The 14,770-nt window shown below is 58.0% G+C and carries 11 protein-coding genes and 2 pseudogenes; 9 read left to right on the top strand and 4 right to left on the bottom strand.

Annotated features, from left to right (window positions below; translation table 11 throughout):
• Window positions 1-438: 438 nt before the first annotated feature.
• From rbfA to OZX64_RS06980, 3 genes and pseudogenes are all read left to right on the top strand, one after another.
• A complete protein-coding gene (rbfA, locus tag OZX64_RS06990; RefSeq protein ID WP_277172323.1) occupies window positions 439-921 on the top strand; it encodes a 30S ribosome-binding factor RbfA in 483 nt (160 codons plus the stop codon).
• A pseudogene (locus tag OZX64_RS06985) lies at window positions 905-1,966 on the top strand (hypothetical protein); the annotation flags it as partial. The gene rbfA and the pseudogene OZX64_RS06985, both read left to right, overlap by 17 nt.
• A 504-nt stretch (window positions 1,967-2,470) precedes the next feature.
• Window positions 2,471-3,745, top strand: coding sequence for a riboflavin kinase (locus OZX64_RS06980; RefSeq protein WP_277172321.1), 1,275 nt, complete (start codon window positions 2,471-2,473; stop codon window positions 3,743-3,745).
• A 257-nt stretch (window positions 3,746-4,002) separates the two neighbouring features.
• On the opposite strand, the gene OZX64_RS06975 is transcribed toward OZX64_RS06980, so the two are convergent.
• Window positions 4,003-4,524: a cupin domain-containing protein gene (locus OZX64_RS06975; RefSeq protein ID WP_277172319.1), complete on the bottom strand. Its 522-nt coding sequence runs from the start codon at window positions 4,522-4,524 to the stop codon at window positions 4,003-4,005.
• Window positions 4,525-4,878: 354 nt separating this feature from the next.
• On the opposite strand from OZX64_RS06975, the gene OZX64_RS06970 reads away from it, so the two are divergent.
• Complete coding sequence (locus tag OZX64_RS06970; RefSeq protein ID WP_277172317.1) at window positions 4,879-5,622, top strand: ABC transporter ATP-binding protein; 744 nt, start codon at window positions 4,879-4,881, stop codon at window positions 5,620-5,622.
• A complete protein-coding gene (locus tag OZX64_RS06965; protein ID WP_277172314.1) occupies window positions 5,619-7,796 on the top strand; it encodes an ABC transporter permease in 2,178 nt (725 codons plus the stop codon). The genes OZX64_RS06970 and OZX64_RS06965 overlap by 4 nt, the downstream gene beginning before the upstream one ends.
• A gap of 484 nt (window positions 7,797-8,280) precedes the next feature.
• On the opposite strand, the gene radA is transcribed toward OZX64_RS06965, so the two are convergent.
• A complete protein-coding gene (gene radA / locus OZX64_RS06960; RefSeq protein ID WP_277172312.1) occupies window positions 8,281-9,705 on the bottom strand; it encodes a DNA repair protein RadA in 1,425 nt (474 codons plus the stop codon).
• A 414-nt stretch (window positions 9,706-10,119) separates the two neighbouring features.
• Here radA and OZX64_RS06955 point away from each other — a divergent pair, with 414 nt between their 5' ends.
• The 4 genes from OZX64_RS06955 (at window position 10,120) to tpx (ending at window position 12,000) form a co-directional block, all read left to right on the top strand.
• Window positions 10,120-10,746 (top strand): hypothetical protein, encoded by a 627-nt coding sequence (locus OZX64_RS06955; RefSeq protein WP_277156975.1) that lies wholly within the window; start codon window positions 10,120-10,122, stop codon window positions 10,744-10,746.
• 160 nt (window positions 10,747-10,906) lie between these two features.
• The gene (locus OZX64_RS06950; RefSeq protein ID WP_004268639.1) at window positions 10,907-10,996 is read left to right on the top strand and encodes an AURKAIP1/COX24 domain-containing protein; all 90 of its coding nucleotides are present in this window, start codon (window positions 10,907-10,909) and stop codon (window positions 10,994-10,996) included.
• Between the two features lie 146 nt (window positions 10,997-11,142).
• Complete coding sequence (locus tag OZX64_RS06945) at window positions 11,143-11,394, top strand: hypothetical protein (protein ID WP_277172310.1); 252 nt, start codon at window positions 11,143-11,145, stop codon at window positions 11,392-11,394.
• A gap of 99 nt (window positions 11,395-11,493) precedes the next feature.
• The gene (tpx, locus tag OZX64_RS06940; RefSeq protein ID WP_277172308.1) at window positions 11,494-12,000 is read left to right on the top strand and encodes a thiol peroxidase; all 507 of its coding nucleotides are present in this window, start codon (window positions 11,494-11,496) and stop codon (window positions 11,998-12,000) included.
• A 311-nt stretch (window positions 12,001-12,311) separates the two neighbouring features.
• Here the strand turns inward: tpx and rpiA are convergent, their stop codons facing one another.
• Both rpiA and OZX64_RS06930 read right to left on the bottom strand, forming a co-directional pair.
• On the bottom strand, window positions 12,312-13,010 hold the full coding sequence (gene rpiA, locus OZX64_RS06935) for a ribose-5-phosphate isomerase RpiA (protein ID WP_277172306.1): 699 nt from the start codon (window positions 13,008-13,010) through the stop codon (window positions 12,312-12,314).
• Window positions 13,011-14,102: 1,092 nt separating this feature from the next.
• Window positions 14,103-14,711: pseudogene (locus OZX64_RS06930) on the bottom strand (ribonuclease H); the annotation flags it as partial.
• Window positions 14,712-14,770: the final 59 nt, after the last annotated feature.

Raw genomic sequence — 14,770 nt, 5'->3', positions numbered from 1 at the left:
TTGATGGATTGCCATCTGCAGCGTCAAAGCGCAGCGGGTGGCAATTGTCATTTTTGCCGTTGGAGTGTCTACGCATTTTCTGTTGTGTCTGATTGAGTTAGTACGAAAACGTTTAGTGCTGGTAAACGGACTGTGACGTGAACTAAAAGTCCGTTTACCAGCATCAGAACAAGTGTTGTGCTGGTAAACGGCATATAGCAAGCGGCTAGAGTCCGTTTACCAGCATCAAGTCAATGGAGGTGCTGGAAAACGGACTCTCGTAAGAGTTTAGAATCCGTTTTCCAGCAGGAAAGTGTGGTTATGCTGGAAAACGGCTCATAATATGAGTCTGGAGTCCGTTTACCAGCAGCACAGTGATAATTCAGTAGGAGAACACGTATTCTCGTCAGTCTGTATCATGAAACGTAACAGTTAGAGTAAGTAATAAAAGGAAACGTTATGGCAGGAACCAATCCACGGGCCGCGCGTATCGCGGCGTTGATTCAGCGTGTCATCGCCTCGTCGATGGAACGCACATTGCACGACAAGCGCCTCAACGGCGTCACCATCACTGATGTGCGCGTCACCGGCGACCTTCAGATCGCACGCGTCTACTGGACCCAGCTTGGCCAGGAGGGTAAGGCGCAGGGTGAGCGCAAGCGTGCCGAGCAGGCGCTGAAGCAGGCCACCGGCAGGCTCCGTTCGCTGGTGGGTGCCAAGGCTGGGCTGCGCCTGACCCCGCAGCTGCAGTTCATCTATGACGAAGTGCCGAGCGAGGCACACGAGATCGAAGACATTCTGGTCACCGCCCACAGGCGCGACGAAGAGCTCGACAAGGCCCGCGAGACCGCGCAGTACGCCGGCGAGGCGAATCCGTACGTCGAGCCGCGCAAGAAGAAGACCGCCGCCGATTTTGAGGATGATGGTGTCGAAGAAGAATAAGCAGCCGGAACTTTCCGGACTTCTCGTGGTCGATAAGCCGCTCGGCGTGACCAGCCACGACGTGGTGGCAGCCGTACGCGGGGAACTGCACATGCGCCGCGTCGGCCACGCGGGCACGCTCGATCCGCAGGCCTCTGGCGTATTGGTCATCGGTTTTGGCCATGGTACGCGGCTTTTGAACTATATCGTCGATCATACCAAGACTTATGAGGCCACCATCCGTTTGGGGCAGACAAGTACTACAGACGATTCCGAAGGCGAGATCACGACGGTTGCGCCGGTGAGATTGGCGGATGATTCTCGAAACGAAGCCGTACAGGCCATGCCGGCGAAATCGGATGATAACGCCACCGATAACGGCATGAACATGCACGGGGAAAGCAATATCGTAGCCGTGTCGGATGGAGATCGCGACTCCGATGGAAGCCTGTCCAAGACTTCTTCGGAAATCGAAAAGGCCGACGACTTGCCACAGACTTTTGATGGTGGACCGTCTTGTGCTGACGGACACGACAAAATCCGTATACTGACACTTCAACAGATCGAGCAAACCATCGCGGAGCATCTGACCGGCGACATCGAGCAGGTGCCGAGTTCCTATTCCGCCGTTCGTGTCAACGGTCGTCACGCGTACGAGCTGGCCCGTCAGGGCAAGGCTGTAACACTCGATGCCCGTCCGGTCACCATCAGCGAGTTCACTGTGCTTGGCGCTCGCAATGTCGAAATTGTGGATAGTGAAGCAGTTGGGGAAAAATCGGAAACTCCGACGAATGCCAACGTGGCATCGGCTGGGGGCACCGATGAAACAGGGGAGAGGAAAGCTGTAAAGACGGCGGCTTCGTCTTCAGATACACAAACCGATACTTCTGATTTTGACGATAACGGGAATAAGCAGACGGCGGCTGCGACTTCCGTTGTCGACCTCGATGTACGTATCAGCTGCTCGACGGGTACGTATATCCGTTCGTTGGGCCGCGATTTGGGCCGACTTCTGGGGGTCGGCGGTTACTTGACAAAGCTGCGTCGCACGAGGGTCGGCAGATTTGACTTGGCAGATTCGCAACTGGCTGGGCGAGTGGTCACTGCCCATGCCAAGCCGCACACCTTCACCAATCGTGAGGGCGTGACGCTGACGTTGAACAAGGCCGTGCTTGACGTTGATGCCGAAGAACTGAAGCGTCGCTCTCTGACCATGCTTGAGGCCGCGCAACGTACGATGCCGACCATTCCCATAACCGATGCCGCTGCCCAGAACCTCCGTTTCGGCCGCAGACTGCCGATGCCGGTGGCGGACAATACAGACTCCAATACGATCCCCGGCGCCGATTCTTGTGCTCAGAACGACAGAAGCAACGGGACGAATACCATCGCTGCGGTATATCTGCCGCAAACCGGTGAGATTGTAGGCATCGTGGAACCGGCTAATGCCCATGAGCTCAAATCAGTGGTGGTTTTCCCGCCGACGGTTTAAAGGCTGAAAGAAAAGGGGCTTTCGCGCGGGTGGCTTGGCTGATAAGATGGCTTGCGGCAGACAAGACAAAGGATTTTGATGAAGATCACCAGGTTGACACCCGACGATAACGGATTGGTGGATTGGCCCACCCTGAGCTCGCACAAGCGCGTAGTGATGACGATTGGCGTGTTCGACGGCATGCACAAGGGGCATCAGGCGCTCGTGCGTCGCGTGGTGGAACTGGCGAAGAAGACCGATTCCTTGTCCGTGGCGATGATTCTCGACCCACGGCCGGCGCTCGCACATACCTATGCCAACGAGCATGACGGCATGGACTTGCCAGAGGGGTTCGTGGATACTCAAGCCTTGAGCTCGGTCGAGCAGCGGGCGCGGGTCATGGGCGAGCTCGGCGTGGACCGTGTGCTGGTGCTGCACTATACGATGGCGTTTGCGGCCAAATCATTCCGTTTCTTCCTGGGCCAGATGGTCGGCAAGCTGGGCATGCGTACGCTTGTGCTCGGCCAGGACGCGGCAATGGGCGCGAACCGCAAGGGCGATATCAAAGCCATCCAGGAGCTTTGCGAGGCCACGCGCGTGTTCGAGCTCGACGTGGTCGATGATTTGGGGCCGGGCTATACGTGGGTGCCGTCGCATTTCGAGCCGAGGGTGCCGGAAGGCACCGGTGAACCGCAGGATCCACGAGAAACCATGAACAAGGCCGAACTGCGCGCATGGAGCAAGCAGAACAATTGCCGCAAGGTACGCGTCTGGAGTTCGTCGAACGTGCGCTACCTGCTTTCGCAGGGGTGTGTGAAAGCCGCCGCTGAGATTCTCGGGCGCGAGCATGCGGTTGAAGGCGTGGTGGTACACGGCGAGCAGCGTGGGCGCGAGATCGGCTTCCCGACCGCGAACCTGGCGCAGATGGTCGAAGGCTATGTGCCCGTCGACGGCGTATACGCCGGTTGGCTGGTTGATATGGGGCCGATTGATAATGGCGGAAGCGACCATAGCGGTAGTGGCGACGATAACGCGAAAGACGCTGCTAAAAGCACTGCGTCCAGCGGTGTGAATGCCGCGAATCTGGCGTCTCCTTCGGCGCAGATGCGTATGGCCAAGGGCTCGCCGTGGCGTTGGCCTGCCGCGATTTCCATAGGCACCAAGCCGACGTATAGCGACGAGACTGGCATCAACGAGCGGGTCATCGAGCCGTATTGCGTCACCGACGATTGGCTGGATCTTTACGACCACAAGGTGCGCGTTGAATTCACGCAATTCCTGCGCGGCCAGGTCAAGTTCAACGGCACCGACGAGCTGAAAGACGCGTTGAAGGATTACGCCGACCAGACCTTGGAGATCACCGGCGCTGAATGAGGAAGCAATAGCCGAATGACGAGGCAATAAGTGCCTCGACAATCACCACAAGCAAGGGTGTCTGCGAGAGTAGCCGGAGCTTTTGTGACGTAAAATGCTGATAAAGCGTCGCAAAAGCTCCGGCTATTGATGTTTAATGGCACATTCGTGACGCAAAAAGGTCAATTAGCGTCACAAATCCCCCAGTAGCGGCGTAATCGGGAGGTTCAGTGAGCCCCTGCGGCCGGTTTGCAGGGGAGGGAGACGCTGGAGCTTTCCTATTCGAGTGTGAAGCCGTCGAAGGTGAAGCCGGGGCTTACCACGCAGGAGACCAGTGCGTCGCCTTTGCCGGGCACGGTGCGCTGCCAGCAGCCTTCGGGGATGACCACTTGGCCGATTGGTGCCGGTACCGGATTCGCTTTCGAAATGTTACCGTTGACGCTCGAATCTGCGAATGTGGCATCGGTCGCTTCCGTATCGGTCGGCGCAAGCCCCTGGCCGAGCGTATACAGCGTGCGTCCGGATTCGTCGGCTGGGGCGTCGCCGTATCCGCCCAGTTCAAGGCCGACGGTGGCCGGTCCGTGCCAGAGCCAGATTTCCGTGGCGTCCACCTTGTGCCAGGCGCTCGCATCGCCCTGTGCCAAAAGAAAATAGATCAGCGAGGCCCAAGGCCGTCCTTCGGTCGCCTGTGGACTCAGCCAGGTCTGCCGGTACCAGCCTCCCTCGGGATGTGCCTCAAGTCCCAGACTCTTGACCATCTGCTGTGCATATTCGCTCATATCCTCAAATGCGACGCTCATCGTTGTTGCCCCCTCAATGATTTCGAATGTTGTCGGCTCGGTATGGGTTGCGTCCAATCCTGGTTTGATCACCGATATCGATGACATATCGAGTCCATTCTAGCAATTCCCCAAGCTCCGGAGAGGAGCGTATGTTTCTGTGATTCGTCTTGTCCGATCTGGTTCGATGGCTGTGCCGAACCCGCCGTATATCGAATCCTAACGTCGCAATATCTTGAAGCCAAAAGTTCTCAGGGTTGATAAATCAGGGATTTTTCAGGGTGTTCACCGATACGGTTTTCGGATTTCGGCCCGTAGGGTGGAAACGTAAACGGCAGCGTCGGTGGCGATTATGCCGGTCAAAGGAGAACGAAGATGATATCAACCCTCGAAGCGCCATTGGTGGCGCAGCACGTTTCCTATCGCTACGGCGGAGGAACACCGGTACTTGAAGATGTCTCGCTGGTTGGCGAGGCCGGTTCGTGGACGGCGGTGATGGGGCCGTCCGGTGCAGGAAAGTCGACGTTCCTCTACTGTTGCGCCGGCCTGTTGAAGCCGGAACTCGGGGAAGTGACGGTCGCTGGTTGCGCCTTGGAACGGATGAAGGAACGCGATTTGACCCGCTTGCGCCGTGACCATATCGGCTTCGTTTTCCAGGATTACAATCTGGTGCCGGCGTTCACCTGCCTGCAGAACGTTATGCTTTCCGATCTCTTTGGCGGGCCGAAAATCGATACACAGGCTGCTGTGGGTGCGTTGGCAGATGTGGGGCTTTCCGGGTATGCAAACAAATATCCTGCGGATATGTCCGGCGGGCAGCGGCAGCGCGTCTCGATCGCCCGTGCTCTTGCCTCGTGTCCGCAGGTTCTTTTCGCCGACGAACCGACCGGAGCGCTGGATACCAGAAGTTCGCGTACGGTGATGAACCTGTTTCGTACGGTCGCTACGCGCGGCACCACGATCCTGATGGTCACCCACGATCCCAACGTTGCCGCTTGCGCCGACAGGGTGATGTTCCTGGTCGACGGCTGCGTCCATTCCACATGTTCCGGTGAGTCCGCCGCCAACATCGCCGGCCGGCTTGCCCTGATGAGCGAGGGAAGGGTGGATCGGCAATGAAGAGCGACGGAATCGCCTCGTCAGCCGCCCGATTGACGCGGCACGGAATACCGGGAACGGCGACAATCGTTGCGGATGCGCAGTCGAGTGAGCATACGGTCGCCGAGACGGATTCGGTATGGAATATGGATTCATGGTCAAGCGTGGATGAAGTCACGCCTGCGCCTCATCGGGTCCGCCGTCCTTCACGGTTCTCTCTTGTCCGCTCGCTGCTGCACGAGCACCGCACCTCCTACGCCATCACCTGTTTGGCGGTGACGTTGGCCTCGGCGCTGAGCTGCGCGTGGGTCGAGCTGGGGCAGGCGATGGACGCGCGCGACGGCTTGCCGGATGTGCGTACGCTGACCCACTACGAGCGCGGCAGCAACATCAGCTTGTATTCGACCAGTGCGATCATCTGCGAAACCGCGGGCGGCGCTTGCATGTTGGTCACCTTGCTGTTGGTGCTCTCTTCGGTCGGTTTTCTCATCGAGGCCAGGCGTCGTGAATACGCCATGATGCGACTTTCCGGCGCTTCTGCTCGCCGTATCCGTGTGATGGCGCTCGCCGAATTCGCGGTGCCATGCGGACTCGCCGATCTTGCCGGTTGCCTGCTCGGGTTGCCGTTGGTTCCTACGCTCGGTATCGCTGTCGCCCGAGCCATGGATCTCAACGATCATGCCTTTGCGCCGCGCCTGCGGTTCGGAGGCGTGGCGTTGACCTTCTTCCTGGTGTTGCTGTCCTGTATTGCCGGCGTATGGTTCGCCGCGCATCGCATTTCGTCCGTGAGTCCGCTTTCGGCGTTGACTCGGGAGACCAAGGAATCGAAGTCCGTGGGTGTTGTACGCATGGTAGCGGCGAGCTTGGTGGCCGCGCTGGCCGTGTGCTTCTGTGTGATCCCATTGTCGGGTATGGATATCATGACCAGGACTTCGCTGCTTACGGTGTTCGCATTGCTGGCGTTGTATCTGTTTGCTCCGCTGTGTCTTCCGCTGCTGGCCTCACTGTTCGGCCGCGTCGCCCAACGGTGTTCCCAGGGTTCGGGATTGCTGGCTCGCCAACGTGCCGGGAAGCAGAGGCGCAGCACGGTGGCCATCGGCCTGCCGGTCGTTCTCGTCGTTTTTATCGTCATGGCCTTCATGATGATGGCCCAGGCCGGATCCAAGGAAAGTCTGATGACCCAATTCCAGCCGATGCGTGCGGATGTCGTCGTGCAGACGGCGTCGCGTATACTGGCGGACAAGGTAAGCGCGGCCTTGCAGGCTCAGAAGAACGATATCGCCAGCTCGGTGGTCTACCACAGCGAGGATTGGGCGGGTGTCAACGACCAGCCCGTAACGGTCACTACGGCCAGCTTGAGCGGTGTCAAAGAGGCGGGGCCGAACGCTCCGACATTCGTCAAAGGCTCATTGTCGGCTTTGGGGCCGCACAAAGTGGCCGTCAATGCCGAGAAAATCGCGCCTTACGGCGATTATCGTCTCGGGCAAAACGTCACGTTCTACGGGAAGGCCGATCACCTCTACAAGGCGACAATCGTGGCCGTGGTCGAGTCGCCCAAGGGTCTCGGCTCCAACGCCACTATGAATTTCTTTGCGCTTGAAGGTGCTTTCGGCAATGGGGGAGTCGCCGATGACGGCCGGTTCGTGCCGATCGTGTTGCGTGACGGTGTCTCGGCAAGCGGTTTCGCCACTAGGTTCGCGCAGCACATGGGTTTCGTCGAAGCAAGGCATACCGACAAATCCAACAGCTCCGGGGTGATGGTTCTCACGAAGCCGGAATATATCGATTATTTCATCCAGGATCATCGCAGCCAGCAGCATGCGTTGGCCATCGTCATCGTCGGCGGGGCCGCGCTGGCCGCAATCTTTCTGATCCAATCGTGCGCCATCGTCATTACGGAACGGCGCGAGGAAAACCGCCGTCTGCGTCAGCTCGGCGTCTCCCAAGGATCGGTGATGAGTGCCGCGATATGGGAGTCGGTGCTGGATGTCCTTGCAGCGTCTGCTTTGGCTGTGATCGGTCTTGTTTCCGTCTTCGCCGAGCTCGCGGCGCAATACGCCCGTGAAGGCATCTCGCCTTGGGCTGTTCCCGTGCCTGTGGGGACGTTGACCGGCATAGTCGCCATCATCCTCGTCGTCGCGGTGCTGACGTCGGCAATATGCACGTTCCGCGATTGCCTGGGTGCAGAAAGTTGATAGGTCGATTACTGGTTATGTCAGTATCGGTACGTTGCGATTGAAATTTGCCTGACTTGTCGACTCGTGAAGTCGGGTAAATGGTCTCTCAACTGTATATAAGATATAAAATCGTCGGTCGGAAAGCCTGATTGGAAAGCCCGAATATACTCTGGCCGACGAGTTTGAGTGAGGGCCAAAAGAGTTGGCTGAGAATTGATATTTTGGGTCGATAACCCCAAACCTTGGATGTCGGGTATTCCCTTGCCATTCCGATTGCCGATCATGCAGGATGGCTTTTTAAGCGGTTTCACGAGCGTTTGATGTGCCGTTTCGCCTGTTCCGATTTTGTTCTCGTAACCTAGGAATCGGCCCGATGTCGCTCCGACTTTTCGGTGACAGTAAAGAGCGGCGCAAAACGCTTACTTCCGCAGGGCATAACTCCGGTTGTCGCCAACTTTTTGGACCCATGCCCACTATTTATGTTTTGCCGGCGACTGGAGCGTTATCTGCTTTTCGAGACACTCAGAGCGGCCAGCGCATCGCGCAGGGACGAGACCTCGATGATTTCCAGGCCTTTGACGGCCTTGAGCTTGCGGCGGCTGCGGTTGGTGGGGACCACGGCGCGGGTGAAGCCCAAGCGTGCCGCCTCGTTCAGGCGATGGCTCAGCTGGGGGACGGGGCGTACCTGGCCGGTCAGTGAAATCTCGCCCATCGCGCAGGTGGTGCGGGCGATGGGTTTGCTAGTGGCGGCGCTCGCCAATGCGGCGACGATGGCGAGATCGCAGGCCGGTTCTTTCGCCAGACCGCCGGCGATGGTGGAAACGTAGAGGTCATTGGCCAGAAGATTCACGCGCCCGTGGCGGTACAGCACCGCCGAAAGCATGGCCAGGCGATTTGAATCGATGCCGTTGGTGTTGCGGCGTGGCGTCGGCAAAACGGATTTGGTGACCAGCGCCTGCACCTCGATTGGCAGACTGCGGTGACCGTCGAGCGTGAACGTGACGCAGGTGCCTTCCACCGGCGCGTCTTCGGTCGAAAGGAACAGGCCGGAGGGGTCGCTGACCTCCTCGATGCCCTCGCCGCTCATGTCGAAGCAGCCCACTTCATCGGTCGGGCCGAAACGGTTCTTGGCGGCGTGCAGCAGGCGCAGCGCGGTGACGCGATCGCCTTCGAACTGGCAGACCACGTCCACCAGATGCTCGAGCGTGCGTGGGCCGGCGATGGAGCCGTCCTTGGTGACGTGGCCGACCAGCATGACCGGGATGTCAAGCGTTTTGGCGGTGTCGATCAGGGCGCTGGCCACCTCACGTACCTGCGTGGAGCCGCCGGAGATGCCATCGACGTCCTGCGAGACGATGGTCTGCGCCGAATCCACGATGGCGAGGCTTGGCTTCTCCTGTTCGATCAGACCAAGTACGGTCGCCAGGTCGGTGGTGGAGGCGAGCAGCAGATTGCTTTCAAGCGCGTTGATGCGCGAGGCCCGCATGCGCACCTGTGCCTGCGATTCCTCACCGGATATATAAAGAACGGATTTCTTGGAGTTGCCGCGTGCCACGTTTCCGGCCGTTTCGAGCAGTAGTGTCGACTTGCCGATGCCCGGTTCGCCGGCGACCAGCACGACTGACCCCGGTACGATGCCGCCGCCGAGCACGCGGTCGAATTCGCCGAAGCCTGTGGGGATGCGCTTCGCGCCTTCAGTCGAGATTTCGGTGATCGGCTTGGCCGCGGCACTGCCCGCGATGACGGCGGAGCTGGCCTGTGTGCGCGAGGTGCGTCCGGGCGCGGCCGTGCGTGATGCGGCGGCCGGACGTGCCTCGTGGAATTCCTCGATAGTGCCCCACGCGCCGCATTCGGGGCAGCGCCCGTACCATTTCACGCCGTTCCATCCGCACTCCGAGCAGACATACTGTGTCGCATTCTTTGCCATGATGCCGACGCTAGCCAATTTTGCCGACAAGGGCAAGTCAGTCGGAAGAAAATCGTGAAATCGTGAAATCGTGAGAATGCTCAATTTCCTGCCAATGGTTCTTTCGCCGACCAAACAGGAGAGTCCTGAAACCGTTATATTGCAGAATATTAGGTATCTTGGTGCACCAAGTCCGCGGAATCGAGGCAATTGAGTGCCGATTCTTCATTTTTTGCCCCTCTTGGTGCACCAAGTACCCCAAAAATTACAGAATTCATATCAATTCTTTGATTTTTGCCCCTCTTGGTGCCACCAAGAATATGAAAATACGGGAATTGGATGGAGATTGGCGGCTGAGGTTGTGTCGTGAAGTCGACATTATTATTGAATTTCCCCAATTGGCCAGCGTCAGTACACTGTGAAATAATTACGGCTATGTCAACTCAACAAAGGTATCCCTCTTCTTCTCATGGCAAATTGATCGCCGTTGTGGTCGCGGCCGCGGTGGTAATAGTACTAGCCTTGCTTTCCGCGTTTGTATGGCCGGGCTGGGCGATGAACAAAGGTGCCGGCGAGGAACAGAAGCAGCAGCAGATAACGACGGCCGCCAAGCCGGAGCCGACCACGCCGAGTATCAAGGCCAAGGAACTGCCGCAGGACGCCACGCCGCTGTTGAAGGCGATGCCCGATACCGTTGTCAATTTTGCGCGTACAGAAGCCGCTCCCAGCGCCAATTGGACATCGGCTTCGCCGCTGGAGGAGTACACGCTCACGTATTCGACAGGGAACATAGCCAAGGACGTCACGCTTGTGGTGGCTCAGTGGTCTGGCAATGATACGGCGAAAACGCAATATGACACGCTGACCGATGCGCTCAAAGGCACGGATCTGGCCAGTGGCGATGTCAAGGTTTCCGGCAATGCCACGGGCAAATATGTGGTCAAAGCCGACAGCGACAAGAGCAAGACCGCGACGGCGGTCTGGCAGAACGATACCGTTGTCTTTCAGGCCACAGGCCCCAAGGCCTCGATTCAGCGGTTCTATTCGAAATTCCCACTCTAAACCGATTTCTCGCAACGTTTGTTGTTGACGGATCGGGCCGGCACGTTCATTGAATGAGTTGCGCTCTGTTATCAAAAACGGAGATATGGCGTTTTAAGTCGGCAAGAGCGAGTAACATAGGTAAAGTTGCAAACTTATAGTCAAGGATTGGAGGCTTCAGATGGGTTCTGTCATCAAGAAGCGCCGCAAGCGGATGAGCAAGAAGAAGCACCGCAAACTGCTGCGTAAGACTCGTCATCAGCGCAAGTAGTAGTAAAGCTTTTCGTGCAAGGCTCGGGGTCGTTCGGCTCCGGGCCTTGTTGTTTCACCGTTCAGAGGCGAGGTCATGAAAGCAGAGTTATAGGTCCGAATGTGGTGCTTAAGATCAGGGTTTGACTTTGTAGGAGTAAGCGTTTCGTGCCATTATTTTTTAGCGAGGAAAAATCAACGGCGAAGCTGCCTTCGATGAGTCACGCCGAAGACGGGTATAAAGCCAGGGATGAGTCCTTTGAACGCCTAGAAACCGCCGTTCTGAAAGCAACATCTAAGGAGGCAGTGAGCGGCAACTATACAGCAAGGAACAAAATTACAACTCTCAAACACCACGAAATGGCCTATAACTCTGAAATCAGCGGGATCATCACCTTCGTCGATGACAACGATAGATAGAATCGGTGGGGTTGACGGGTATGTGGCAAAGCGCGTGATATTGCTACCAGCTTGCGTAAAACGCTGGCGGGCGAGCCTGTTTTGTGGAACCATGAAAGCATGACACAAATAACTTTGGGTGGCGTGACCACCAACACTGTAGGCAATCTCCCGGCCGTCGGCTCCAAGGCCCCGGCTTTCACCCTCGCTGACGGCGACCTGAACGATTTCGACTCGTCCAAGTTCGCCGGCAAAAAGGTCGTCATCAACATCTTTCCGTCCGTCGATACGGATGTCTGCTCGATGTCGGTGCGCAAGTTCAACCAGATGGCCGATGAGCTTGAAGACACCGTCGTGGTCTGCGTCTCCAAGGATCTGCCGTTCGCTCAGGGGCGCTTCTGCGGCGCCGAGGGCATCAAGAACGTCATCACCGGTTCCGCGTTCCGCTCCTCGTTCGGCGAGGATTTTGGCGTCACCATCGCCGACGGCGGCATGAAGGGGCTGCTTTCCCGCGCAGTGGTCATCGTTGACCGGGACGGTAACGTCGCTTACACGCAGCAGGTGCCCGAAATCGGCACCGAGCCCGATTACGATGCCGCTCGCAAGGCGGTTGAGGCGCTCAAGTAGACGACTGGCTCGTTAGCTGAGCTGATACTTGAGCTGGAGGATTTGCGACGCTGAATGGCAGGATAGCGTCGCAAAATCGCTGCTTTATATGTTTGGTGGAGGGAATGCGACGCAAATAGGTTGATAGGCGTCGCATTCCCTCCATTATCGTATGCAAGTGGAGGATTTGCGACACAAGCTGAGCCGTGAGCGTCGTGTTTCCTCCGCTTACTTATGCTGATGGGGGATTTGCGACGCACCTCAAAGAGATGATGTCGCAAATCCCCCATCAGCATATCCGGCTGAAGCCGGTTCATGGCCGAGTCGCGAACTCAGTTCTCGGAAACGGTCAGCACACGCGGACCGTTGGGGTTGCCGACGATGACCTTGTCCACGCGGTTGAGGAAGAGGCCATGCTCCACCACGCCGACCGTGTTGATGAGGTCCTCGGCGAGATCCTGTGGATGGTCGATGCGCTCGAGGTGCAGATCGACGACGTAGTTGTTCTCGTCGGTGCGCACCTCGGTGCCGTCGGCGTTCTTGCGCAGCACCGGCTTGTAGCCCTTGTCCTCGAACTTCTTGATGACGTGTGCGGAGCCGTAGGGGATGACCTCGACGGGCAGCGGGAACGCACCAATGGTGTCGACCACCTTGGAGGCATCGACGATCCAGATGTTGTAGTTGGCGTTCTCGTTGACGATCTTCTCCCAGAGCAGGGCCGCGCCGCCGCCCTTGATGCCGTTGAAGTTCTTGTCCACTTCGTCGGCTCCGTCGATGGCGAGGTCGATGTGGTCCACGTCGTCGATGTCGACGATCTTGATGCCGTAGCCCTCGGCCTGCTTGGCGGTGCGGCGCGAAGTCGTCACGCCGGTGAACTTGAGGCCTTCCTCCTGCGTGCGGCGGCCGAGCTCATCGACCAGGAAGCGTACGGTCGAACCGGTGCCGAGACCTGCGATCATACCGTCCTTGATGAACTTGGCACCTTCGATGCCGGCTGCCTTCTTAAGCGCGTCTTGTTGTTCCCTGTCCATTGATACTCCTTTTAACAGGTCTGGCTTCGTCATGTAGTGACGAGCGTCACTTTCCATAGTATCGGTGTTCCGATACTTTTGCTCTTGTTCATGTTTTGTTTGTTTCTGTCACTTTTTGTGATTCTCGTTCATGATGAGGAACGGGACATTGTTCAGCGTGATTGCACCGTTTCCGGCCACGTATCCGTCAATTGCGATGACGCCGCGGATGTGTCGCGGCCGACCGTTGTATGTCGGGCTGGTCTGCGGGGCCGGCGAAAAGCGCAACGTGCCGTTCACGCACAGCCCGTTGCTGAAATAGCGAGGTTTCGGATTCGTCTTTGGCGTGGATCTGATGACTCGGGGAGTAACGGTTTCGCCATTATCGTTGGCGGCGACTTTGGCGTTTGCGTCATCAACGGTGTCGGCAGCGCTGGTATTGCTCTCTGCATCCGTGCCGGCCTCGTTGTTTTCGGCATTGTCGTCTACCGCATCGCTGGATGACGTGAGCTCGCCCGATTCGTGGTTGTCGTCGCGGTCGGCGTTGATGATGTTCTCATCCCGGTGACCGGTAGCGTTGTTTTCGTTGCCTTTATTGTTGTCGCTGGCAGCGCTGCCGTTGCCGTGATTGGCTGTAGTATCGGTGGCATTGCCATTGTTCTCGGATTCCGGGGATGCAGTCGCTTCGGTTTCTCGGCCGGTTTCATCGGCCGTTGCGGATTCGTCCCTTTCGGCGGGCTTCCTGGATATGCCGGATGAACCGGATTCGCCGGCGATCGGTAATTCGGTTTCGGTGGGGTCCTTGCTCCTGTCTGCAGGAATGGTGACGTCATCGCCAACAGATGATGTGCTGAAATTCGGCTGGGATCGCACGCTGCGTCCGATGGTATGCGGCTTGTCGCCGTCTTCGTCGTGATGCGCGTTTTCGCCGGTCGGCTCGTCGCTCTCGGCTGCTTGATGATGCGAGACCACCGGCTTGCGCGGGTTGAAATCATACTCGGGCACGCCTTCGGGTTGTGCAAGCCGTTCGGACAACGTCGGTTTATGAACGTTGGCGTGGTTGACGGAATCGTCCTGGTCCTCGTCATCGCTTCCATCGCCGGACTGCGTGCCGCGCCCGAGATGATACTGTTCCTCGGTGATTTTGCCTTCGATGAGCATTTTCGCGTCGGCGGGAATATCCACTCCCTTGGCGTAAGTGGAAGCGAGCAGCGATTGCCAGCCTTCCAGCGGCAGATAGCCGTCTTTGACTCCGCTACGTGCATCGCCGGAATAGGTGTGGGCGAGATCGTCGACCTTTTCGTTGCCGGGATTGCCGTTGTGCCCCTTGACCCAGACGAACTTCACCGGTCCTTCGCGGCGTGCGATTTCGGCGTCGATGGCTTTGATGAGCGGCGCGTTCTTCACCGGTTTCTTCTGTGAGTTCTTCCAGCCGTTCTTTTTCCAGCCCTTGACCCAGGTGGTCGAGCAGTTGATGGCATACTGCGAATCGGTCTCGATGGTCAGCGGTTCCGCTCCACGGTGTGCCCGCAGCGCCTCGAGCACCGCGCACAGCTCGCCGATCTGGTTGGTGCCGTTGGTGGCGCCACCCGCGTCGCTGTCCCCATCGTGCTGGTGCCCGTTCGTCCGTGCCGCATTTGCCGCGTGATCGGCCCAAGCCCAGCCCATCGGCCCATTGGGGTTGCCAAGCGCGCTGCCGTCCGTAGAAACCGTAATAGTCATATCTCTAAGATTACGTTGCGGCGGCGAAATCGGGGCGGATGATGCAAAGACCGGTCGAA

The sequence above is a fragment of the Bifidobacterium sp. ESL0704 genome, from assembly GCF_029392075.1.
Lineage (GTDB): Bacteria > Actinomycetota > Actinomycetes > Actinomycetales > Bifidobacteriaceae > Bifidobacterium.
This window is presented reverse-complemented; position numbering and strand designations above follow the sequence as displayed.